General features: G+C 34.8%; 23 protein-coding genes. 15 read left to right on the plus strand and 8 right to left on the minus strand.

The features are described from left to right. Positions 1-58: 58 nt before the first annotated feature. From mnmG to jag, 4 genes are all read right to left on the minus strand, one after another. Positions 59-1969 (minus strand): tRNA uridine-5-carboxymethylaminomethyl(34) synthesis enzyme MnmG, encoded by a 1911-nt coding sequence (mnmG, locus tag AC1RPH_RS01420; RefSeq protein WP_481761078.1) that lies wholly within the window; start codon positions 1967-1969, stop codon positions 59-61. A gap of 24 nt (positions 1970-1993) precedes the next feature. After that, positions 1994-3382 carry a tRNA uridine-5-carboxymethylaminomethyl(34) synthesis GTPase MnmE gene (mnmE, locus tag AC1RPH_RS01425; RefSeq protein ID WP_481761079.1) on the minus strand — a complete coding sequence of 463 codons (1389 nt, stop codon included), beginning with the start codon at positions 3380-3382 and terminating at the stop codon, positions 1994-1996. A 207-nt stretch (positions 3383-3589) separates the two neighbouring features. Continuing rightward, positions 3590-4042, minus strand: a complete 453-nt coding sequence (locus AC1RPH_RS01430; protein WP_481761080.1) for a MarR family winged helix-turn-helix transcriptional regulator — start codon at positions 4040-4042, stop codon at positions 3590-3592. A 26-nt stretch (positions 4043-4068) separates the two neighbouring features. Continuing rightward, positions 4069-4794, minus strand: coding sequence for an RNA-binding cell elongation regulator Jag/EloR (jag, locus tag AC1RPH_RS01435; RefSeq protein WP_481761081.1), 726 nt, complete (start codon positions 4792-4794; stop codon positions 4069-4071). Positions 4795-4962: 168 nt separating this feature from the next. On the opposite strand from jag, the gene AC1RPH_RS01440 reads away from it, so the two are divergent. Then, the gene (locus AC1RPH_RS01440; RefSeq protein ID WP_481761083.1) at positions 4963-5817 is read left to right on the plus strand and encodes an aldo/keto reductase; all 855 of its coding nucleotides are present in this window, start codon (positions 4963-4965) and stop codon (positions 5815-5817) included. A 58-nt stretch (positions 5818-5875) separates the two neighbouring features. On the opposite strand, the gene AC1RPH_RS01445 is transcribed toward AC1RPH_RS01440, so the two are convergent. The 4 genes from AC1RPH_RS01445 to rpmH form a co-directional block, all read right to left on the minus strand. Next, complete coding sequence (locus AC1RPH_RS01445) at positions 5876-6073, minus strand: PspC domain-containing protein (RefSeq protein WP_409021843.1); 198 nt, start codon at positions 6071-6073, stop codon at positions 5876-5878. Between the two features lie 86 nt (positions 6074-6159). Next, complete coding sequence (gene yidC / locus AC1RPH_RS01450) at positions 6160-6999, minus strand: membrane protein insertase YidC (protein WP_481761084.1); 840 nt, start codon at positions 6997-6999, stop codon at positions 6160-6162. A gap of 22 nt (positions 7000-7021) precedes the next feature. Continuing rightward, positions 7022-7360: a ribonuclease P protein component gene (gene rnpA, locus AC1RPH_RS01455; protein ID WP_409021846.1), complete on the minus strand. Its 339-nt coding sequence runs from the start codon at positions 7358-7360 to the stop codon at positions 7022-7024. 64 nt (positions 7361-7424) lie between these two features. Beyond that, positions 7425-7559 carry a 50S ribosomal protein L34 gene (gene rpmH, locus AC1RPH_RS01460; protein WP_057974157.1) on the minus strand — a complete coding sequence of 45 codons (135 nt, stop codon included), beginning with the start codon at positions 7557-7559 and terminating at the stop codon, positions 7425-7427. Positions 7560-8069: 510 nt separating this feature from the next. Between rpmH and dnaA the strand changes: the two genes are divergently transcribed. The 14 genes from dnaA (at position 8070) to AC1RPH_RS01530 (ending at position 24203) form a co-directional block, all read left to right on the plus strand. Continuing rightward, complete coding sequence (dnaA, locus tag AC1RPH_RS01465) at positions 8070-9422, plus strand: chromosomal replication initiator protein DnaA (RefSeq protein ID WP_481761085.1); 1353 nt, start codon at positions 8070-8072, stop codon at positions 9420-9422. Positions 9423-9592: 170 nt separating this feature from the next. Then, the gene (gene dnaN / locus AC1RPH_RS01470; protein ID WP_481761086.1) at positions 9593-10732 is read left to right on the plus strand and encodes a DNA polymerase III subunit beta; all 1140 of its coding nucleotides are present in this window, start codon (positions 9593-9595) and stop codon (positions 10730-10732) included. Positions 10733-11043: 311 nt separating this feature from the next. Further along, positions 11044-11271 (plus strand): S4 domain-containing protein YaaA, encoded by a 228-nt coding sequence (yaaA, locus tag AC1RPH_RS01475; RefSeq protein ID WP_057974154.1) that lies wholly within the window; start codon positions 11044-11046, stop codon positions 11269-11271. Between the two features lie 8 nt (positions 11272-11279). Continuing rightward, a complete protein-coding gene (gene recF, locus AC1RPH_RS01480; RefSeq protein WP_409021849.1) occupies positions 11280-12413 on the plus strand; it encodes a DNA replication/repair protein RecF in 1134 nt (377 codons plus the stop codon). Positions 12414-12432: 19 nt separating this feature from the next. Beyond that, the gene (gene gyrB, locus AC1RPH_RS01485; protein ID WP_481761146.1) at positions 12433-14370 is read left to right on the plus strand and encodes a DNA topoisomerase (ATP-hydrolyzing) subunit B; all 1938 of its coding nucleotides are present in this window, start codon (positions 12433-12435) and stop codon (positions 14368-14370) included. 86 nt (positions 14371-14456) lie between these two features. After that, positions 14457-16907 (plus strand): DNA gyrase subunit A, encoded by a 2451-nt coding sequence (gene gyrA / locus AC1RPH_RS01490; RefSeq protein ID WP_481761147.1) that lies wholly within the window; start codon positions 14457-14459, stop codon positions 16905-16907. Between the two features lie 197 nt (positions 16908-17104). Further along, entirely contained in the window at positions 17105-17398 is a 294-nt protein-coding gene (rpsF, locus tag AC1RPH_RS01495; protein WP_409021850.1) for a 30S ribosomal protein S6, read from the plus strand. Positions 17399-17435: 37 nt separating this feature from the next. After that, positions 17436-17963 carry a single-stranded DNA-binding protein gene (gene ssb, locus AC1RPH_RS01500; protein WP_409021851.1) on the plus strand — a complete coding sequence of 176 codons (528 nt, stop codon included), beginning with the start codon at positions 17436-17438 and terminating at the stop codon, positions 17961-17963. Positions 17964-17981: 18 nt separating this feature from the next. Further along, on the plus strand, positions 17982-18236 hold the full coding sequence (gene rpsR / locus AC1RPH_RS01505) for a 30S ribosomal protein S18 (RefSeq protein ID WP_057974148.1): 255 nt from the start codon (positions 17982-17984) through the stop codon (positions 18234-18236). A gap of 124 nt (positions 18237-18360) precedes the next feature. Continuing rightward, positions 18361-20373, plus strand: a complete 2013-nt coding sequence (locus tag AC1RPH_RS01510; protein ID WP_481761087.1) for a DHH family phosphoesterase — start codon at positions 18361-18363, stop codon at positions 20371-20373. 6 nt (positions 20374-20379) lie between these two features. Further along, the gene (gene rplI / locus AC1RPH_RS01515) at positions 20380-20835 is read left to right on the plus strand and encodes a 50S ribosomal protein L9 (protein ID WP_481761088.1); all 456 of its coding nucleotides are present in this window, start codon (positions 20380-20382) and stop codon (positions 20833-20835) included. An 83-nt stretch (positions 20836-20918) separates the two neighbouring features. Then, on the plus strand, positions 20919-22310 hold the full coding sequence (gene dnaB, locus AC1RPH_RS01520) for a replicative DNA helicase (protein WP_481761089.1): 1392 nt from the start codon (positions 20919-20921) through the stop codon (positions 22308-22310). 182 nt (positions 22311-22492) lie between these two features. Then, entirely contained in the window at positions 22493-23779 is a 1287-nt protein-coding gene (locus AC1RPH_RS01525; RefSeq protein ID WP_481761090.1) for an adenylosuccinate synthase, read from the plus strand. 214 nt (positions 23780-23993) lie between these two features. Then, a complete protein-coding gene (locus tag AC1RPH_RS01530) occupies positions 23994-24203 on the plus strand; it encodes a CsbD family protein (RefSeq protein WP_409022828.1) in 210 nt (69 codons plus the stop codon). The last annotated feature ends 31 nt before the right edge of the window (positions 24204-24234 follow it).

The following is a 24234-nucleotide window of genomic DNA, read 5'->3' on the forward strand; positions in this document are numbered from 1 at the left end:
GTTAAAAAGGCACCAATCAAGTATACTTGATTGGTGCCTTTTCTGCATTTCTGTACTATTAATTATTAACTTTAGCAATCTTACCCTGTTCAATATAAACAGCAAGAATTGATAAATCAGCAGGATTCACACCACTAATACGACTAGCTTGAGCTAATGTTTCTGGTTGAATCTTAATGAATTTTTGACGCGCTTCCGTCGCAATTCCTTCAATAGAATCGTAATCAATATTTGTTGGAATTTTTTTAGCTTCCATACGTTTTAACTTCGCAACTTTTTCTTGTGCTTTTTTAATATAGCCTTCGTACTTAAATTGGATTTCTACTTGTTCAATAATTCTATGGTCTAATTCATGGTCAGGACCTGGAATAAACTTCTCAATGTCTGCGTAAGTTACCTCAGGGCGACGTAAAAATTCATTAGCCAACACGCCATCTTTCAAAGCGGCACTATTATGTTCTGCTAAGAATGCATTCACATCTTCAGTAGGTTTAATACGGAATGATTGTAATCTAGCTTTTTCGGCTTCAATTTCAGCTTTTTTAGCTTTAAAAATAGCTAATCTCTTTTCAGAAATTAAACCAATATCATATCCTTTTTCAGTTAAACGTAAATCAGCGTTATCATGACGTAAGATTAAGCGATATTCAGCACGAGATGTTAATAGACGATAAGGTTCGTTTGTCCCTTTTGTTACTAAATCATCAATCATAACACCGATATAAGCGTCACTTCGATTTAACGTAAAATCTTCGCGGCCTAAAGCACGTAACCCAGCGTTAATTCCTGCCATTATTCCTTGTCCAGCAGCTTCTTCATATCCAGAAGTCCCGTTTGTTTGACCAGCGGTATATAAATTCTTCACTAATTTAGTTTCAAGCGTTGGTCGTAATTGATAAGGAGCCACGACATCATATTCAATCGCATAACCCGGACGCATTAATTCAGCGTTTTCAAGGCCCTTAATTGAATGAATAATATCTTGTTGGACTTCTTCCGGCATTGACGTAGAAAGGCCCTGAACGTAAAATTCGTCCGTTGAACGGCCTTCTGGTTCTAAGAAGAGCTGATGACGAGGTTTATCAGAGAAACGAACAATTTTATCTTCAATAGATGGACAGTAACGTGGACCCACACCTTTAATAATTCCTGAGAACATAGGTGCACGATCAAGGTTAGCATTAATAATCTCATGCGTTTTCAAGTTGGTATACGTTAACCAACAAGATAATTGATTTTTAACATCAATATAATCTTCATCAGGTGTTTCAAAACTAAAGTGGTTAGGTTCAACATCCCCTGGTTGTTCATCAGTCACACTGTAATCAATTGTATTCCCATCAACACGAGGTGGTGTTCCAGTTTTAAAACGTTCTAAATCAAATCCAAGAGCTTCAAGATTTTCAGATAATTTAATTGCAGGTTGTGAATTATTAGGACCTGATGAATAACTCAATTCGCCAATAATAATCTTACCGCGAGCAGCCGTTCCAACTGTTAAAACAACACTTTTAGAACGGTATTTTGCCCCAGTATTTGTTACAACACCATGACATTCGCCATCTTCAACAATTAAACTATCGACTGTTCCTTGACGTAACGTTAGGTTTTCTTCTTTTTCCATTGTATGTTTCATTTCACTTGAATAAAGATGTTTATCAGCTTGTGCCCGTAATGCTCTAACAGCTGGACCTTTACCAGTATTTAACATACGCATTTGTACATAAGTTTTATCGATGTTACGACCCATTTCGCCACCTAAGGCATCAATTTCACGTACAACAATTCCTTTAGCTGGACCACCAATTGAAGGATTACATGGCATAAAAGCAACCATGTCTAAACTAATTGTGATAAGTAATGTTTTATTACCCATTCGTGCAGCAGCGAGTGCTGCTTCTGAACCAGCATGTCCAGCACCAACCACAATTACATCATAATCTGGGCCGTCATAAGTTTTAATGTCCATTTATATTCTCCTATTTACTAACAATTATTTACCTAAACAGAATTGACTAAATAATTCTGTGAGTAATTCATCTTTGTAGCTATCACCAGTGATTTCACCAAGTAATTCCCAACTTCTAGTCATGTCAATTTGAACTAAATCGATTGGCATACCGGAAGCAATCCCAGTGATCACATCATCTAAAGCAGTCTCAGCTTGATTTAACAAGCCAATATGACGAGAATTAGTAATCATAACTGTTGTTTGGCTATTTTCAATTCCACCAAAGAATAAGTTAGCAATTTTTTCTTCAAGTTGCTTCACACCTTCATGATTTAAGACAGAAATAGAAATAATTTCCGTTGGATCAACCATACTTTCTAATTCTTTACGATCTAGATTTTCTGGTAAATCTGTTTTATTTAAGATAACAATTCGTTTATCATTCTGTGTTAATTTAATGAGCTGCTTATCTTCAGCAGACAAAGGTTCATTGCTATTCAAAACAAGCATGACTAAATCAGCTTGAACAATCGCTTCTTTCGAACGTTCAACCCCAATTTTTTCAACCTTATCTTCTGTATCACGAATACCGGCAGTGTCTACCAATTTCAAAGGTACACCCATAACGTTAACGTATTCTTCAATCACATCACGCGTTGTTCCAGCAACATCAGTTACAATGGCTTTATCTTCATGTAATAAGTGATTCAAAAGACTTGATTTACCAACATTAGGTCGACCAATTATGGCAGTAGCTAATCCTTCACGTAATACTTTACCTTGTTGCGCTGTTTGTAGTAATTCTTGAACATATTGCTTAACATCACGTGCTTTTTCAAGCAATAATTTAGTCGTCATTTCTTCACCAGCATCGTATTCTGGATAATCAATATTAACTTCAACTAATGCCAAAACATCTACGATATCTTTACGTAAATTGCGGATTAGACGTGCTAAATTACCATCTAACTGATTTAGTGCAACTTTCATTGAGCGATCTGTTTTAGCACGAATTAAATCCATAACAGCCTCAGCTTGAGATAAATCAATTCGACCATTTAAGAATGCTCGTTTTGTAAATTCACCAGGTTCAGCTAAGCGTGCCCCATTACTTAATAATAATTGTAAAATTTGATTCGTTGGTACAATACCACCATGACAGTTAATTTCAATCACATCTTCACGTGTAAATGTTTTAGGTGCTAACATAACTGAGACCATGACCTCATCGACTTCTTCATCCGTTTTAGGATTTAAAATATGTCCGTAGTTAATGGTATGACTATCAACGTTACCTAAATTTTTCCCTTTAAATACATTATTAGCAATTTGAACGGCATCCTCACCACTTAATCGAACAATTGAAATGGCACCTTCACCAGGTGGTGTTGATATAGCGGCAATTGTATCAAATTCTGTTAATTCTGGCATATCTTTAAATACTCCCTTCAAGTGCTCTATTAGCAGTTAATTAATCATATTCTTTAAATTTTTTCAAACAAAAAAAGGGCCCACTCCACGCCCTAAAAGGACGTGGATAAAGCACCTTCACTACTTTATCTAATATTAAGTTCAATGCCAATAATATACTTTTTTTACCGACATTTGTCAACAAGTCTGTTTGATGATTCTAATTCACTAACCACGAATACCGCGATTTTCTAATTTATTAGTAATCACTTTTAATTCATTAACATAACCAAGATATTCTTCTTCAGTCATATCAAATGAAGTAAAACAATTCGACATTTGTTTCATAATTCTATGTTTACTTCTTTTAGCTTTTCCAGTCAATGAGACATTCACACGGCGTTCATCCTCAGGATCTCTAGTCCGAAGAATCCAATCATCCTTTTCCATACGTTTTAAAAGTGGTGTTAATGTTCCGTTATCTAGATGTAACTTCGCACCAAGTTCCTTCACCATAACAGGTGACGTTTCCCACAATGAAAGTAACGTAATATATTGCGGATACGTTAAGCTAAATTCCTTCAGTGATTCTGTATAAAATTTATTGTAATCTTTTTGTGCTGTGTAAATAGCAAAACATAGTTCATCTTCTAATTTTTCTGGATCATGTTTTAAAGCCATGGGTGGGGACTCCCTTCTATTACTGACTATTTTTTATTTTTAGGCGCTACAATTACTGAGCGCTTAGGTTCTGTTCCAATCGATGTTGTTTTGATTCGGTTATTTCGTGCTAAATAAAAATGAATTTGCTTACGTTCGTTAGCAGGCATCGGGTCTAATTGTACCGTCTCACCCGTTCTAATAACATCCTTGGCCACTTTAATTGCAAGGCGCTCAATCGTTTCTTCGCGACGTTTACGGTAGCCACCAACATCTAGAATAACATTCATTCTGCTAACTGCTTTTTGATTCATATTAACTTGTGCTAAATATTGCAAAGCATTTAAACTTTTACCGTGTTTACCAATTAATAATCCTTGTTTACTCGTATTAAAATCATATGTTACCTGACGGCGCTCAAATTGAACATTAATTTCTGTATCAATACCCATTAATTCTGTAATGTCGGCCAAATAATAACCAACATCATGAACTGCTTTTTCATTAAGTTGACTTCTAGCAGCTTTTTCTGCTGCTGTTAGAGGCTTTGATGTAACACTATCTTTTTTTTCATCAATAATTTTCTTGCTTACTGGTTTTTCTGTTATTTTTTTTTCAATTAATTCAACTTCTGCCTTTTTGCGGCCAAAAAATAAAAATCCAGACTTACCTTCATTGATTATTTTAATTTCAATCTGTGTTTTTTCAAGCTTTAATGCAGCCAAACCGTTACTCACAGCTTGATCAACATTTTTTCCAGTAAATATGGGCATGTTCATCCTCCAAATATAATTATCATCGTTATATTATAGCACTAATTGACCCCTTATCTATACCCTTTTTCAGAACGATTTTTTTGAAAAGTTCTTTCATTTGACAAAATCTATAGGACTCAGCCTATAATGAAAATACTAAATATAAAAACTCGGAGGATTAATTCTATGAATAAATTAACAGACACATATGAATTAGCAAATGGTGTCAAAATTCCTGTTGTTGGTTTTGGTACTTGGCAAACACCAAGTGGTGATGTTGCTAAAGCATCTGTAAAATCAGCATTAGCTTCTGGTTACATACATTTAGATACTGCTGAAATGTACCACAATGAAAGTAGTGTTGGAGAAGGTATTGCCGAAAGCGGTGTTGCTCGTGAAGATATCTTTTTAACAAGTAAATTAGCTAATACAGCTCATACGTACGATGAAACACAAACAGCATTTGCACGAACATTAAAAGATTTAGGTGTTGATTACCTTGATTTATTCTTGATTCACTGGCCAAATCCTGCTGCTTATCGTGAAGATAATTGGGAAAGTCATCTTCAAGAAACATGGCGTGCATTTGAAGATCTTTATAATGAAGGTAAAATTAAAGCCATTGGTGTTTCTAACTTCCGTCCTCGTCATTTTAAAATTTTGGAAGAAACACAAACAATTACACCAATGATTAATCAAATTAGATTAGCTCCTGGTGATACTCCCAAAGAGACAATTGATTATTGTCACAAGCATAATATTCAATTAGAAGCTTATAGCCCATTAGGAACTGGTGCTATCTTTACGGAACCAACAATGGTTAAAATTGCTAATCGTATTGGTCGCAGTGTTGCACAAGTTACCTTACGTTGGTCATTACAAAATGGATTCTTACCACTTCCCAAATCTGTTCATGCTGACAGAATTGAAGAAAATACTCATTTATTTGATTTTGAATTATCTGATGAAGACATGGCAGAAATCAACTCTCTAGATGGTGTTGTTGGTCATGCTCAAGATCCAGATACAGCAACTTTCTAAAATGTTTCACGTGAAACAAAAATGCGTAACCAGATATATTCTGGTTACGCATTTTTAGTTATCTATAGTTTGATGATGCATTTGGCATGACTATTGCACATATGATGTAAACAATAATACCAGGGAATGCTGCACTCAGGACACTTAAAAGAACGTACCCTATTCTTGTTAATGTTGGGTCCCAGTTAAAAAATTCAGCAATACCACCGACAACACCAGCAATAATTCTATTATTAGATTTTGTTAATTTTCTCAATTTTAATCCTCCTCTTGTTAACCTTTTATGTAATTATATCCAAAATAAAAAACCAAAGCCACTAAATGGACTTTGGTTTTCAAAAATTACTTTTTGTTACGGCCCTTATAAGCTTTCTTTTTCGCTTTTTTAATAGCCTGTACTTTTTCTTTTTCAAGACGTACTTTTTCTTCACGTTCACGTGTAATTTTAAATGGATTATTAATTAACAATGTTTGTCCAACTGAGAATGCATTGGTAATAACCCAATATAATGACAAGGCTGATGGTAAGTTAACAGCTGTCACAAGAATCATTATTGGTGTACCATAAACCATCATCGTTGACATTGAGTTTGCTTCAGGTTGGGACATAACACCCAACTTAGAAACAAAGTAAGTTAAGATTGCAGCAAAAATTGGTAAGATGAAGTACGGATCTTTATCACCAAGCTGTAACCATAAAAATTCACCCGTCTTCAAAACGTTCGTTCTCAAAATAGCTTGATAAAGAGCTAATAAAATCGGCATCTGTACTAATAATGGTAAACATCCAGCAACAGGATTAATGCCTGCTTCTGCATATAATTTCTGTTGTTCTTCACGTAATTTTTGAACAGTTGCAGCATCTTTACCAGAATGCTTAGCTTGAAGTGCCTTCAATTGAGGTTGAACTTCAGCTGTTTTACGCATACTTTTTGTTTGATAAATCATTAATGGTAATAAAATAACCCTAATGATTATGGTAAAGATGATAATACCAACACCATAGTTCCCACCAAATAATTTTGAAAGGAAAATAATAGCCCTAGAGAAACTGAGGATGATACCGCCATCCCAAATTCCTGTACTATTTTCCGTTATTGGTGTTGTACTACATCCCGCTAGGACTAACATTAACCCCAACATACTTAATAGGACTAAAAATCGCTTACTCTTCTTTTTCACAAGAATACCCTCGCTCACTTTATTAGTCTAAAATTTTAGCTATTTTTAAAACATGTGTTAATTGTTTCTTGGATTCCTCTTGCGACAACCAAGCAACAGATGGTCTAGCAATAACCAAAAAATCGCAATCTTGTTTAAGATCTGGTTTCAATTCTAACAACGATTGACGAATACGGCGTTTAACCCAATTACGAGCAACAGCATTCCCAATACGTTTTCCAACTGAAATTCCAACTCTAAAATGAGCTTGTTCTGGTTTTTCCATCATATATATAACATACTTTCGGTTCGCACAAGATTGACCTTTTTTAAAAACTGTTTGGAACTCTGCTTCTTTTTTAACGCGATATGATTTTCTCATGTAATATCTCCAGTTAAATAGATACTGTATCTTTGTAATAAAAAAAACCACTGAAATCAGTGGTCTATGCAGACAATACTTTTCTACCTTTACGGCGTCTACGTGCTAAGACGTTACGGCCGCCTTTTGTACTCATGCGTTTACGGAAACCATGCACGCGTTCACGGTGACGTTTTTTAGGTTGGTATGTTCTTTTCATAATTTAGGCACCTCCTTAAATACTTAATGTTTCAACTAATCGGTATCTTGATAAAAATAAGATACCAGTGACGTCAATTTCACTTACCGGAATATAATACCATACTTCTTTCTTCTATGAAAGAAAATTATTAGAATTCAATGTAATTTAGTTATCCACACTTTTTCGCTATTTATTTTTTAGTTGTGGATGAGTTGTGAAACACATCTTGTCGTCCACAACTCGGAACACACACTTTTTCACAATAAACAGCCTGTTAATAAGTTATACACACCCTTAACTAAAAACTGTTAATAACTAATGAAAATCCTTTAATAACATACTTTATTTCAATCACTCATTTGTGGATAACATGGCAAACAAAACTGGTTTATCTTTTTATGCCCACCCCTGTGGAAAACTTATTAATGACCCTGTTATTATTTTTTACACATTTTTTTAAACCTGTGGAAAACCCTTCTTTAAAATGCTAAACTGTAGTTACGATTTATTTAAACAAGGAGGCTTTTTGTGCTTACTCTCGAAAATTTATGGTCCTCACTGACTGATTATTTCAAAACGCAACTCAACCCTGTTAGTTACGAAACTTGGATTTCATCAGCTGAACCAAAACAATTTATTAATAACGACCTTATTATTGAGCTACCCTCCCAGCTACATAAAACTTACTGGATACAACATCTAGCACCAAAAGTTGTTGCGTTTCTTTACGAATCAACTGGTGAAGAAATCAATCCCGTTTTAAAAATAAAGGGTGAATTAACCGCGGGCGGCCAATCAAATATGGCAGTATCAAATAGTTCAAACTCTAATAACGATAATGTCCCTACCTTTATGCGTGATGCCAAATTAAACGATAGATATACCTTTAGTACCTTCGTTACTGGAAAAGGTAATCAGATGGCCCACGCTGCTGCTTTGGTTGTTTCTGAAGAACCTGGCCGCTTGTACAACCCGCTCTTTTTCTATGGTGGTGTTGGTTTGGGTAAAACCCATTTAATGCACGCAATTGGTCACCAAATGCTTCTAAACAATCCTGATGCAAAAGTAAAATACGTTACAAGTGAAGCATTTACTAACGGCTTCATTAACTCACTTCGAAATAATACGCCCGAAGATTTCCGAAAAGAATATCGTAGTGTTGATCTCTTACTGGTGGATGATATTCAATTTTTTGCCGATAAAGAATCAACACAAGAAGAATTTTTCCATACATTTAACTCTTTATATGATGATAAAAAACAAATTGTCTTATCATCTGATCGTTTACCAAACGAAATACCAAAATTACAAAAACGTCTTATATCTCGCTTTAAATGGGGTCTTTCAGTTGATATAACCCCTCCTGATTTAGAAACTAGAATTGCTATTTTAAGAAATAAATCTGATGCTGAAAATCTTGAAATACCAGATGATACATTAAGTTATATTGCTGGCCAAATCGATTCGAATATTCGTGAACTTGAAGGCGCTTTGGTTAGAGTACAAGCGTACGCGACCTTATCAAACTCAGAAATAACAACGAGTTTAGCCGCCGATGCCTTAAAAAACTTAAGTTTAAAAGATAAATCAAATGAAATTTCAATTGCTATTGTTCAAGATCGGGTTGCTAAATATTTCCACGTTACTGTGGGCGATTTAAAAGGAAAAAAACGTGTTAAAGCAATTGTTATGCCACGTCAAATTGCTATGTACTTAAGTCGCGAACTTACCGACAATTCCTTACCTAAGATTGGATCTGAATTTGGTGGTAAGGATCATACAACGGTTATTCATGCTCACGAAAAAATTGCTGTAATGTTAGAAACTGATGACAAACTTCAGCGTCAAATTTCAGATCTTAAGAGTGAACTTAACCAATAATAGTTGTGGGCAATTGTGGATAAGGCGGCTTGTTTACTCACAGGTTATCCACATGTGAATTCTTTTATTTACATGGTCCCAACGTATTTCTTAACATGATTAACAGGCCCTACTACTGCTTCTATTCTTTTATTACTTAATTAATAACTAAACTTACCGGAGGATTTACTATGGAATTTACAATTAATCGATCAGCATTCATTAAACAATTAACAGATGTTCAAAGAGCTATTTCTTCAAAAACAACAATTCCTATATTAACGGGTATCAAAGTTGTCTTAACTGCTTCTGGTTTACTTTTAACAGGTAGTGATGCAGATGTTTCTATTGAAACTTTTTTATCTGTTGAAGATGAATCTAATAACTTAACAATTGAATCAACTGGTGAAATTGTGCTACCTGCACGATTCTTTAGCGAAATTGTTAAAAAATTACCGCAAGATACTTTTTCATTAACAGTGACTGATGGTTATCAAACTGAGATTACTTCTGGATCAGCCTCATTCAATATTAATGGGTTAGATGCAAATAACTATCCTCACTTACCAGAAATTGATACTGATGATAATTTAATTTTTTCGGGATCAATCTTAAAACAAATTATTAGCCAAACTGTTATTGCCGTTTCTAACCAAGAAAGTCGCCCTATTTTAACTGGTGTTCACTTTGTCATTGAAAATGGTGAGTTTTTAGCAGTCGCAACAGATAGTCATCGTTTGAGCCAACGTAAAATTACATTGGAAGGCGCAAACGATGCAAAATATGATGTTATTATTCCTGGTAAATCTTTAGTAGAATTATCACGAATGATTGACGATTCTAATCCAGATATTGAAATGCGTATTTCAGAAAACCAAGTACTCTTTATTCTTGGAAATACCTCATTTTATTCACGTTTATTAGAAGGAAATTATCCTGATACAACTCGTCTAATTCCTAAAGAATCAGCTACAGACATTGAGTTTAATGCGCCTAAATTATTATCAGCAATTGAACGTGCGTCATTACTATCACATGAAAGCCGTAATAACGTTGTTAAACTAGCGATTAATACGGCAGAACAAAAAGTTGTCATTTATAGTAACTCGCCTGATGTTGGTAATGTTGAGGAAGCATTAGAATTTAGCAATTTATCAGGAAATGATCTTGAAATTTCATTTAATCCAGACTATATGAAAGATGCTTTAAGATCATTTGGACAAACTGAAATTAAAGTTGCGTTTACACAACCATTACGACCATTTACCTTAGTCCCAACTGAAGATACAACGCAATTTATTCAATTAATTACACCAGTTCGAACATTCTAATTAATTGTTCGTGTATGAATAACTAATAAAAATAGAGTAAAAGCAGCCAATAAAACTGTTTTTACTCTATTTTTTTAGGTAAATTATATTAAAAGTGAGAAATGAATTTTATGGTTTGATTTTGACTAAAAAAATAAGGCAATAGTGAATTGTAGTCATTTAATTAAAAATATAGCCTTTTAAGTAATTTTAGAGTAAAAAGACTAATTAAAACTTAAATCGCTTAAATCGGCTTAAAATGAGATGTGAAATTGTAATTTTGCGAAAAAAAAGGTATAATAGAAAAGGAAGAAAATGGAGGTTGACGACAATTGAAATCAGATATTTATTTAGAAACACCTTACATGATGCTACAACAAGTTTTGAAATCAGAAACAATTATTAATTCTGGTGGCGAAGCAAAATGGTTTTTACGTGAAAATGAAGTCCTTGTAAATGGTGAATTAGAAGACCGACGTGGACGTAAATTATACCCTGGCGATGTTATTGAAGTTCCAGGTATTGCAATTATTACGATGCATTCAATGGACGAAAAGTAGGCTTATCAATGTATCTAGAAAATTTAACCTTGAGGGATTATCGTAACTATGAAGATTTAAATATCTCATTTTCACCAGCAATCAATATATTACTTGGTGAAAATGCTCAGGGTAAAACGAATTTATTGGAAGCAATTTATGTGTTATCAATGACTCGAAGTCATAGAACGAATAATGATAAAGAGTTGATTAAGTGGGATAAGACAGCTGCGATAATCCAAGGTCGGGTGAATAAGCAAGTAGGGTCATTGCCACTCGAGATTCAAATTAATTCTAAAGGTAAAAAAGCTAAAGTTAATCATCTTGAACAGGCCAAATTGTCACAGTACATTGGACAGTTCAATGTGATTTTGTTTGCACCAGAGGATTTAGCCCTTGTAAAGGGTGCCCCATCAGTAAGAAGAAGATTTGTTGATATGGAATTTGGCCAAATTAATGCACGTTATTTATATAATTTAGGTCAATACCGAACTATTTTGAAACAGCGTAATCAATATCTAAAACAGTTACAGCATAAAAAAGACCAAGATTTAGTTTTTTTAGATGTATTATCTGATCAATTAGCTGCTTTTGGCGCAGAAATTGTACATCAACGCTTAATATTTCTTAAACAACTTGAATTCTGGGCTAACCAATTACAAGAAGAGATTACACAGTCCGCTGAAACGTTAACATTTGAGTATGCCACTCATTTGGAAAACGCGTCAGAAAAAACGATTGAACAGTTGTATACGCAATTACAAAATGATTTAAAAAAATCAATAAAAAAAGAAATATTTCAAGGGACAACCTTAGCTGGGCCACATCGTGATGATGTGCGTTTTTTAATTAACGGCAAAAACGTTCAAACATATGGATCTCAAGGACAACAAAGAACAACAGCATTATCAGTCAAATTAGCCGAAATTGAGTTAATGAAAGAGGAAACTGGGGAATATCCAGTCCTTCTTTTGGATGATGTTCTTTCTGAATTGGATGATATGCGTCAAACACATCTTTTGAAGACGATTCAAAATAAGGTTCAAACATTTTTAACAACACCAAACTTAAGTGGTATTGCTAGATCGTTAATTAATGAACCTAAGATTTTTCATATTAATCAAGGTAACTTACTCGAAGAGGAGGAACATATAGTTGACTGATCAAGAGAAACAAGCTGAAATAGCAGAAGAATTACATGAAGAAAAAGCAAAAGAATATGATGCGAGCCAAATTCAAGTTTTAGAAGGACTTGAAGCTGTTAGAAAACGTCCCGGTATGTATATTGGAACAACGGCTTCACAAGGTCTTCATCACTTAGTTTGGGAAATTATTGATAATGGTATCGATGAAGCATTGGCTGGTTTTGCCGATGAAATTAATGTTGTTGTCGAAAAAGACAACAGTATAACAGTTCGTGATAATGGACGTGGTATCCCTGTTGATATCCAAGCAAAAACAGGCCGTCCAGCGCTTGAAACCGTTTTTACAATTTTACATGCTGGGGGTAAATTTGGCGGTGGTGGTTATAAAGTTTCTGGTGGACTTCATGGAGTTGGTGCTTCAGTTGTTAATGCATTATCAACTGAGCTAGATGTTCAGGTTATTCGTGAAGGTAAAGTCTACGGTATGGACTTTGCTCGCGGTAAAGTTAAAACAGAGATGTCAGTTGTAGGTGAAGCACCTGAAAATGAACATGCAACGATTGTTCATTTTGTACCGGATTCTGATATTTTTACGGAAACAACTGTCTATGATATTAAAGTATTAACAACGCGAATTCGTGAATTAGCATTCTTGAATAAAGGCCTTAAAATTACGATTGATGATAAACGTGATGGTGGACCCGGATTACAAGAATTCCATTATGCCGGTGGTATTAAGCATTATGTTGAATACTTAAATAAAAATAAAGATGTTATTTTCCCAGAACCTATCTATGTTGAAGGTGAACAAAAAGGGATTATTGTTGAAGTTGCCCTCCAATATACAGATGATTATCATAGTAATTTATTAACTTTCACAAATAATATTCATACTTATGAGGGTGGTACTCATGAATCTGGTTTTAAGACAGCCTTAACCCGGGTTATAAATGATTACGCTCGTAAAAATAATCTTATGAAAGAAAATGATGCTAATCTTTCTGGTGAAGATGTTCGTGAAGGATTGACGGCTGTTGTCAGTATTAAACATCCAGATCCTCAATTTGAAGGTCAAACAAAAACAAAATTAGGTAATTCAGATGCGCGTACGGTTACTGATCGTACTTTCTCTGAACATTTTACTAAGTTTTTAATGGAAAATCCTAAAGAAGCTAAAATTATTGTAGAAAAAGGCTTATTAGCTGCTAGAGCTCGAGTAGCTGCTAAACATGCTCGTGAAGTAACACGTAAAAAAAGTGGGCTTGAAATCAGTAACTTACCCGGTAAGTTAGCTGATAATACAAGTAAAGATCCTGCAATTAGTGAATTATTTATCGTCGAAGGTGATTCAGCCGGCGGTTCAGCTAAACAGGGTCGTTCACGGTTAACACAAGCTATCTTACCGATTCGTGGTAAGATTTTGAATGTTGAAAAAGCAAGTTTAGATAAAATTTTAGCCAATGAAGAAATTCGTTCATTATTTACAGCTATGGGAACAGGTTTTGGTGGCGAATTTAATGTTGAAAAAGCTAATTATCATAAATTAATTATTATGACTGATGCTGATGTCGATGGTGCCCATATTAGAACGTTATTATTAACACTGTTCTATCGTTACATGCGTCCACTTGTTGAAGCAGGATTCGTGTATATTGCGCAACCACCTTTATATCAAATTAGACAAGGTAAGATGATTCGTTATGTCGATACTGAAGAAGAATTAGAAGAAATTCAAGGGCAATTGGCACCAACACCAAAACCCGTTATTCAACGATATAAAGGTCTTGGAGAAATGGATGCTTCTCAATTGTGGGAAACAACTATGGATCCAGATGCTCGTCGTTTATTACGTGTTAACGTCGACGATGCCATTGAAGCTAATGATGTCTTTAATATGTTAATGGGTGATCGTGTAGAACCTAGACGTGAATTTATTGAAAAAAATGCCACTTACGTAGAAAACTTAGATATTTAAAAACTTAGTCGTAAAGGAGGTTGAAAATTTTGGCAGAAGAATTACCAGCTACAAGCCGGATAAAAGATGTTAATCTTTCCGGAGAAATGAAAAAATCATTCTTGGATTATGCTATGAGCGTTATTGTTGCTCGTGCACTTCCTGATGTTCGAGATGGGTTGAAACCTGTCCATCGTCGTATTTTATACGGGATGAGTGAATTAGGGATTACGCCTGATAAACCATACAAAAAATCAGCTAGAATTGTTGGGGATGTTATGGGTAAGTACCATCCTCATGGTGATTCATCGATTTATGAAGCGATGGTTCGTATGGCCCAAGACTTTAGTTACCGTTACATGTTAGTTGATGGGCATGGTAACTTTGGTTCTGTCGATGGTGATGGCGCTGCTGCTATGCGTTATACTGAAGCTAGAATGAGTAAAATAGCTGTTGAAATGATGCGTGATATCAATAAAGATACCATTGATTTCATGGATAATTACGATGGCAGTGAACATGAACCAGTTGTTTTACCTGCGCGTTTTCCTAACTTATTAGTTAATGGTGCAACAGGTATTGCCGTTGGTATGACAACGAATATTCCGCCACATAATTTGTCAGAAGTTATTTCTGGATTACATATTTTGATGGATAATCCTGATGCAACTGTGGCTGATTTGATGGAGGCTATCCCTGGTCCTGATTTTCCAACTGGGGCTACTGTTCTAGGTAAATCTGGTATTCGTAAAGCTTACGAAACAGGTAAGGGAACAATAACAATTCGTTCAAAAGTTGAAATTGAAGAACAAAAGAATGGTAAAGAACGTATTATCGTTGATGAACTTCCTTACATGGTTAATAAAGCACGTTTAATTGAACGTATTGCTGATTTAGCTCGTGATAAAAAAATTGAAGGTATCACTGATATTAATGATGAGTCTGATCGTGAAGGATTACGAATTGTGATCGATATTCGTCGTGATATGAGTGCTTCAGTTGTGTTGAATAACCTTTATAAATTAACGTTATTACAAACATCTTTCAGTTTTAATATGCTAGCAATCGTTAATGGTATTCCAAAAGTTCTAAGTTTAAAGGAAATGCTTGTTTATTACCTTGAACATCAAGAAAAAGTTATCCGTCGTCGTACGCAATTTGAATTGAAAAAGGCACGTGCTCGCGCACATATCCTTGAAGGTTTAAGAATTGCACTCGATCATATTGATGAAATTATTAGAATTATCCGTAGCTCAAATACGGGTGAACTTGCTAAAAATCAATTGATGGGTAATTATGGTTTATCAGATAAACAAGCTCAAGCTATTTTAGATATGCGATTAGTTCGTTTAACTGGTTTAGAACGTGAAAAAATTGAAGAAGAATATCAAAATTTAATGGCATCAATCGCTGATTTTGAAGATATTTTGGCTCATGACTCACGTATTCATGATATTATTTATCAAGAATTGTTAGATTTACAAGCTAAATTTGGTGATGAACGTCGTACTGAATTATTAATTGGCGAAGTATTGAATCTTGAAGATGAAGATTTGATTGAAGAAGAAGAAGTTATGATTACATTAACGCATAACGGTTATGTAAAACGTCTTGCAACTGATGAATTCAAAGCACAAAACCGTGGTGGCCGTGGCGTTCAAGGTATGGGTGTTCATGATGATGACTTTATTGAACATCTTGTGTCGACATCAACGCATGATACCCTACTATTCTTCACGAATGCTGGTAAAGTGTACCGTATGAAGGGGTATGAAATTCCTGAATATGGACGCACAGCTAAAGGAATTCCTGTCATTAATCTTTTAGGGGTTAATTCTGGTGAGAAAATCCAAGCTGTTATCAACGTAAGCAAGCAAGAAAATGATGAACGTTATCTTTTCTTTACGACGCTTAACGGAACAGTTAAGAGAACACCGGTGTCAGAATTTTCTAACATACGAAATAATGGTTTAAAAGCGATTAAATTGCATGATGAAGATGAATTAATTAACGTTGCTATCACAGATGGCACGCAGAATATGATTATTGGAACGCATCGAGGTTACGCAGTATCATTTGCTGAAAATGATGTTCGTTCAATGGGTCGTTCTGCTTCTGGTGTTCGTGGTATTCGGTTAAGAGAAGATGATTACGTTGTAGGAGCTGATTTATTAGCTGCTGATAGTCACGTATTTATCATTTCTGAAAAAGGATACGGTAAGCAAACACCCGCTTCGGCTTATGCAATTAAAGGCCGTGGTGGAAAAGGAATTAAGACAGCTAACATTTCTGAAAAGAATGGACCAATTGCTGGGTTAGCAACCGTTCAAGGTGATGAAGATATCATGTTAATTACGGATCAAGGTGTTATGATTCGCTTTAATGTGAAGAACGTGTCAAAAACGGGCCGTGCTACTTTAGGAGTTCATTTAATTCGAATTGATGAGAATGCTAAAGTTGCAACAATGGCAAAAGTTGAAGCTACTCCTGAAGAAACAACTACTATTTTAGATGCAGTTGTATCAGACGTTGAAAGTGAAACAAATGACTTAGAATAAACTAAATTAAAAAAATAAAATAAAATCCTAATTAACGGCGTACTTAATAAGTGTGTAGTTAATTAGGATTTTCTTGCTTTAAGTGAATGGCAGTGATATAATTTTAGTTCGTAAGTGTCTATGGCATTAAATAGATAACTTTCCTTGTTCTTGCCACGAGGTAAGGACCTAAAGTCCATAAGGAGGTGTAAACAGTCATGAGTAAATATGAAATTACTTATATCATCCGTACCGATCTTGATGAAGCAGCTAAAGCAGCTTTGATCGAACGTTTCGATGGTATTTTAACAAGTAATGGTGCAGAAATCGTTACTTCAAAAGACTGGTCAAAACGTCGTCTTGCATACGAAATCAGCGGTTATAATGAAGGTATCTACCATATCATTAATGCTACAGCCGATGACGATATCGCAATTAACGAATTTGATCGTCTTTCAAAGATTAATGAAGGAATCTTGCGTCATATGATCATTAACAGAGATGAAAAATAATTCATTTTAATAAAATAACGGAGAGGAGCAATACATTATGATTAATAGAACAGTACTTGTCGGACGTTTAACAAGAGACCCTGATTTACGCTACACAGCTAGTGGTGCTGCAGTTGCAACTTTTACAGTTGCAGTTAATCGACAATTCACGAACGCTTCTGGCGAACGTGAAGCCGATTTTATTAACTGTGTTATCTGGCGAAAAGCAGCCGAGAACTTCGCTAACTTTACGCATAAAGGTTCTTTAATTGGTGTCGATGGACGAATTCAAACGCGTTCATATGATAATCAACAAGGAACTCGCGTGTATGTTACTGAAGTTGTCGTAGAAAACTTTTCGTTGCTTGAATCAAAATCTCAATCAAGCCAACAACAAGGTAACGCTAATAATCAAAGCAGCGCTCCTCAATCAAGTTCATCATCAAATAACAATGCTAACCCATTTGGTGGCGCAAGTTCGAATAATAATTCAAACACAACGCAATCTAATGATTCAGCAACAGTTGATCCATTTGCAAATAATGGCCAACAAATTGATATTTCTGATGACGACCTACCATTCTAATTAGAGGAGGAAACTCACATGGCACAACAACAACAACGTAGAGGTGGTGGCGGTGGCGCACGTCGTCGACGTAAAGTTGACTTCATCGCAGCTAACCACATCGATTATATCGATTATAAAGATACAGACTTGTTAAAACGTTTCATTTCAGAACGTGGTAAGATTTTACCTCGTCGTGTTACGGGAACAAGCGCTAAAAACCAACGCAGTTTAACAATTGCAATTAAACGCTCACGTATTATGGGCTTATTACCATTCGTTTCAGAAGAATAGTAATATCTAGGGAAGACTATGCAAATAGTCTTCCCTTTTTTTGTACTATCAGCAAGATTTGTGCAGGTAAATGGGGAATGTGATAAAATAGATAACATCTAGGATTTACAGATGAGGAGATACTATGAAAAAGTTCCTTTCAAACGAGAAACTTCCCAGTTTTTTGAAGAATGAACGCTTAAGATGGATTGCGATTTTTATCGTAATTATGTCTTTATTTAGTGTTGTTCTGTCTTTTACAGTTAATTTATTTTTAGGACTTATATTGTTAATTATTGCGTTGGGTGCTACCAGCGCAAGTATGTATATTATGTCCCAAATTACGGCAAATACTAATGAATATATATCGGAATTATCATATCGTATTAAACGTAGTGAACAAGAAGCGCTTATCAAAATGCCAATTGGTATTTTGATTTTTAACGAACAAAATGAGATTGAGTGGGTTAATCCATACTTACAACCTTATTTTGAAAAAAATGATATTTTAGGTAAGAAAATAGAGAGCGTCGATGAATCGTTATCGACGATTATTACAGATAACGCTGAGACTAAAGGCTTGGTGAAAGTAACATGGCATGAAAAAGATTTTGAAATGATCATACAAAATGATATTCATGTTGCTTACCTGATGGATATTACGCGTTATTCATCAATTGAAAAAGAATTTGAAGCAGAGCGCGTTGTTATCGGTCAAGTGTTCTTAGATAATTATGATGAAGTAACGCAATCTATGTCAGATAAGAATGTTTCTAATTTAAGTAACTTTGTCACAAATGAGTTATCTAATTGGGCGCGTCGTTATGGGATGTATTTAAAAAGAACGGATTCAGATCGATTTTTTATTTTAGTTCATGCCCATTCTTTACAACAAATTGAAGAAGAAAAATTTAAAATTTTAGATCGAATTCGCGATCGGACATCCAAACAAAACTTTCCGCTCACATTGAGCATGGGAATTGCCTATGGCGATGGCGATTTGAATTCACTTGCAAAATTAGCTCAAAGCAATTTAGATCTTGCTTTAGGTCGAGGTGGGGATCAAGTTGTCGTTAAATCACCTGAAGAGCAAGCAAGATTTTATGGTGGTAAAACTAATCCGATGGAAAAACGGACTCGGGTTCGTGCTAGAATGATTTCTCAAGCGTTACAAGAAATAATGAAACCAATGGACCAAGTCTTCGTTATGGGACATCAGAGCCCAGATATGGACTCTGTAGGAGCTTGTTTGGGCATTAGACGAATCGCTTTGATGAATAATATGAAATGTTGGATTGTTTTAGATCAAACCGCTATTCATTCAGATGTACAACGATTGATGGAAGAGTTAGATCAATATCCTGATATCAAATATAATATTATTACACCTGAAGAAGCAGTAGAAAAAGCAACAGAACAGAGTTTACTGGTGATGGTTGATCATTCTAAACCCTCTATTTCTGGTAGTCCTGAATTGTATGAAAAACTTAAAAATCGTCTGATGGTTATTGATCATCATCGTCGTGGAGAAGAATTCCCTGAAAATCCAATGTTAGTTTATATTGAACCTTATGCATCATCAACCTGTGAACTGATTACTGAAATGTTTGAATATCAATCAAAAGATAGTGAACCAATTAATAAAATTGAAGCAACTGCGATGTTAACGGGAATTATTATTGATACGAAGTCGTTTTCATTAAGGACGGGTACACGAACATTTGATGCAGCCAGTTATTTAAGGTCCGTTGGGGCTGATTCAACAATGGTTCAAAACTTTATGAAAGAAAATGTTGATAGTTACTTGAAGCGTAATCATTTAATTGATAAAGTAGAGTTCATTAATACTGATTTAGCATTATGTGTGGGTGAAGATGATACGATTTATGACCCAGTTACAGCAGCACAGGCAGCAGATTCATTATTATCTATTTCAAGTGTATCAGCGTCATTTGTTGTCACAAAACGATCAGAAAATCGTGTTAGTATCTCTGCTAGAAGTACAGGGACGACTAATGTTCAAGTTGTTATGGAACAAATGGGCGGCGGCGGTCACTTATCAAATGCTGCGACTCAGTTAACTGGTGTGAGTGTAAGTGAAGCTGCAGAACAATTAGTTAATATTTTAACGACAAAAAAAGATGAAATTAAGGAGTAGTTGATTATGAAAGTTATATTTTTAGAAGATGTTCGCGGAAAAGGTAAACGTGGAGAAATTAAAGAAGTACCAAGCGGCTATGCTCAAAATTTTTTAATTAAAAATGGTAAAGCAAAATTAGCTACAAATTCAGCAATGAGTTCTTTAAAGGGACAACAAAAAGCTGAAGAAAAAAAAGCTGAAGAAATTTTAAAAGAAGCTAAAGATGAAAAAATCGTTTTAGAAGATGATAAGACAGTTGTTGAATTAACAGCTAAAGCGGGCGAAGATGGCCGTTTATTTGGCTCAATTCCTAGCAAGCAAATTGTACAAGCTATGGAAAAACAATACGGAATTAAAATCGACAAACGTAAAGTTGAACTACCAGAACCAATTCGTGCCTTAGGATTCACGAATGTACCTGTTAAGTTACATGTTGATGTAACAGCAATGATTCGTGTTCATGTTTCGGCTAATAACTAAAGTAGTATTTATTTGAAAAGCTGGCAAAATTTGATTTTGTCCAGCTTTTTTCTTGATTTTAGAAGTAAGGAGAACACGATAAAATGAATAATGAACTATTAACAGACCAAACGCCACCACAGAATATTGAAGCGGAACAAGCCGTTTTGGGCGCTGTCTTTTTAAAGAGTGATGCTCTTGTTGAGGCAATGGAATACTTGGAGCCCGAAGACTTCTATCAACGTCGCCATCAATTGATATTTGCGGCTATGGTGGATCTGAATGATAAAGATGAAGCTATTGATATTGTTACGATTCAAGATAATTTAACTTCTAAAAATCAAATGGATGATATTGGCGGTGTTAGCTATATTGTTGAATTAGCTGGCTCTGTACCAACGGCTGCGAACGTTCAGTATTATGCTAAAATTGTTGAAGAAAAATCAATGATTCGACGCTTAATTGCGACAGCGACATCTATTGCAACTAAGGGTTTATCACAAGATGATGATGTTGCAACGCTTTTAGATAATGCTGAACGTGAAATTATGAGCGTATCTGAAAAAAGAAATAGTAGTGGTTTTCAAGCTATCGCTGATGTATTAAAAAGTACATTTACAAATATTGAAAAGTTAGCTAAAGAAGGCGATACAATTACTGGATTGTCGACAGGTTATCCAGAGTTGGATAAAATGACTGCCGGGTTACATCCAGATGAGTTAATCATTTTAGCTGCTCGTCCGGCTGTTGGTAAAACAGCTTTTGCGTTGAATATTGCTCAAAACGTAGCAACTAAAACTGATGAAACTGTCGCTATTTTTAGTTTAGAAATGTCAGCAGAATCATTAGTTAGTCGTATGTTATGTGCTGAAGGTAGTATTAATGCGAATCACTTACGAACGGGACAATTAGACGAATCAGAATGGTCAAATTTGATTGTGGCAATGAATTCATTATCAAAGGCTAATATCTTTATTGATGACACTGCTGGGTCAAAGATGGCTGAAATTCGGGCAAAATGCCGTCGATTAGCGAAGGAAAAAGGTGGACTAGGGTTAATCGTTGTTGATTATTTACAGTTGATTGAAGGTTCAGGACGCGAAAGTCGACAACAAGAAGTCTCAGAAATTTCTCGTCAAATGAAGAAATTAGCGAAAGAATTAAGTGTTCCAGTTATTGCATTGTCTCAATTATCCCGTGGTGTTGAACAACGCCAAGATAAACGACCAGTGTTATCAGATATTCGTGAATCTGGTTCTATTGAACAAGATGCAGATATTGTTGCATTTTTGTATCGAGATGATTATTATGAACGCGATACTGATGAAGATGAAGACGGGAATCTACCTGATCCAAGGGATGAAGATGACCAAAATGTTGGTGAAGTTGAAGTTATTATTGAAAAAAACCGTGGTGGCGAACGAGGTACAGTTAAATTATTATTTGTTAAATCATATAATAAATTCTCGTCACTTGCCTATAGACCAGAAGGCTAGAAAATATTCCTTAGTGGGATATTTTTTTTGAATAAAAAGAGAAACGTTCGTTATATAGTTGATAAATGTTTATATAAAATACAAACGTTCGTATTTTAGTTGTATTTGAACTGCTTTATTGCTATAATATTCTAGGATTGTATTTATGAATTTAAAATATAAATTATGAGGTGGATGAAAATATGTCATCAGTAGTTGTAGTAGGTAGCCAATGGGGCGATGAAGGAAAAGGTAAAATTACAGATTTCTTAAGTCAAAATGCCGATGTTATTGCACGGTATCAAGGTGGCGATAACGCCGGACACACAATTGTATTTGAAGGCAACACTTACAAATTACATTTGATTCCATCAGGTATTTTCTTTCAAGATAAATTAAGTATCATTGGTAATGGGGTTGTTGTGAATCCTAAAGCTTTATGTGAAGAACTTGATTATCTACAAAAACTCGGCGTTAAAGGAGATAATTTACGTATTTCTGACCGCGCTCATGTTATTTTGCCATACCATATTCTACTTGATGGCTTACAAGAAGCTGCTAAAAAAGAAGATAAGATTGGGACGACTAATAAAGGTATTGGACCAGCTTATATGGATAAAGCTGCTAGAATTGGTATTAGAATTGCTGATTTAATGGAAAAAGAAACTTTCTCAGCAAAATTAAAAAATAATTTAGAACAAAAAAATCGTGAATTTACAAAATTATATGATCATGAACCACTTGAATTTGATGATATTTTTGAAGAATATTTTGCCTATGGCCAACGTTTGAAACGATACGTAATGGACACGTCAGTTATTATTAATGATGCACTAGATTCTGGTAAGAAAGTCTTATTTGAAGGTGCACAAGGTGTTATGTTAGATATTGATCATGGAACGTACCCATTTGTAACTTCTTCAAATCCAATTGCAGGTGGCGCAACAGTCGGTGTTGGTGTTGGACCTGCTCAAATAAATACAGTTGTTGGTGTCTGCAAAGCCTATACATCACGTGTAGGGGATGGTCCTTTTCCAACTGAACTATTAGATGAAATCGGTGATACTATCCGTGAAGTTGGACATGAATATGGTGTAACAACAAAACGTCCACGTCGTATTGGCTGGTTTGATAGTGTTGTTATGAATCATTCCAAACGTGTTTCAGGATTGACTAACTTATGTTTAAACAGTATTGATGTTTTAACTGGATTAAAAGAAGTTAAAATTTGTACAGCATACGAATTAAATGGTGAAATTATTCATCGTTATCCAGCTAGTTTTAAAGAATTATCTCAATGTAAACCAGTATATGAAACATTACCTGGTTGGACTGAAGATATTACTCAAATGAAAACTCTTGCAGAATTACCTGAAAATGCTAGAAATTATATTAGACGTATTGAAGAAATCGTTGATGTTAAAATTTCAACATTCTCAGTTGGACCCGATCGTGATCAAACAAATGTTTTAGATGATGTTTGGGCATAAATAAGTAATAGGTTGATAGTAATGTGAGAAAAGTCAAAGTTAATACTTTGATTTTTTTTTATTTAATCAATAACTAAGTAGATAAATAACCTTAATTAATTAGAGCTTAAAAATTTATATAACTTATATATTTGATAAGTCGAATATGTTGCATACGCTTTCTTTGGATGTTACTATCGGTATGTAGACAAATATATTATGAGGAGGAAACATGATGACAAATGAAGATAGATTAGATGCAAAGAAAGATCAAATTAAGGGTAAAGTAACAGAAACTAAAGGTAAATTGACAGGAGACAAGCAAGAAGAAGTTAAAGGTAAAGCGGAAGGTTTCCTTGGTAAAGCGAAAGATAAATTAGAAGATGTCAAAGATGATGTTGCAGAAAAAATAGATGAAGTTATGGACAAACGTAAAAAGAAATAGTAATTTCATTGGGTTCTCGCACTGCTTACAA

The organism is Dellaglioa sp. CoH-57-MRSF-16, from assembly GCF_056782055.1.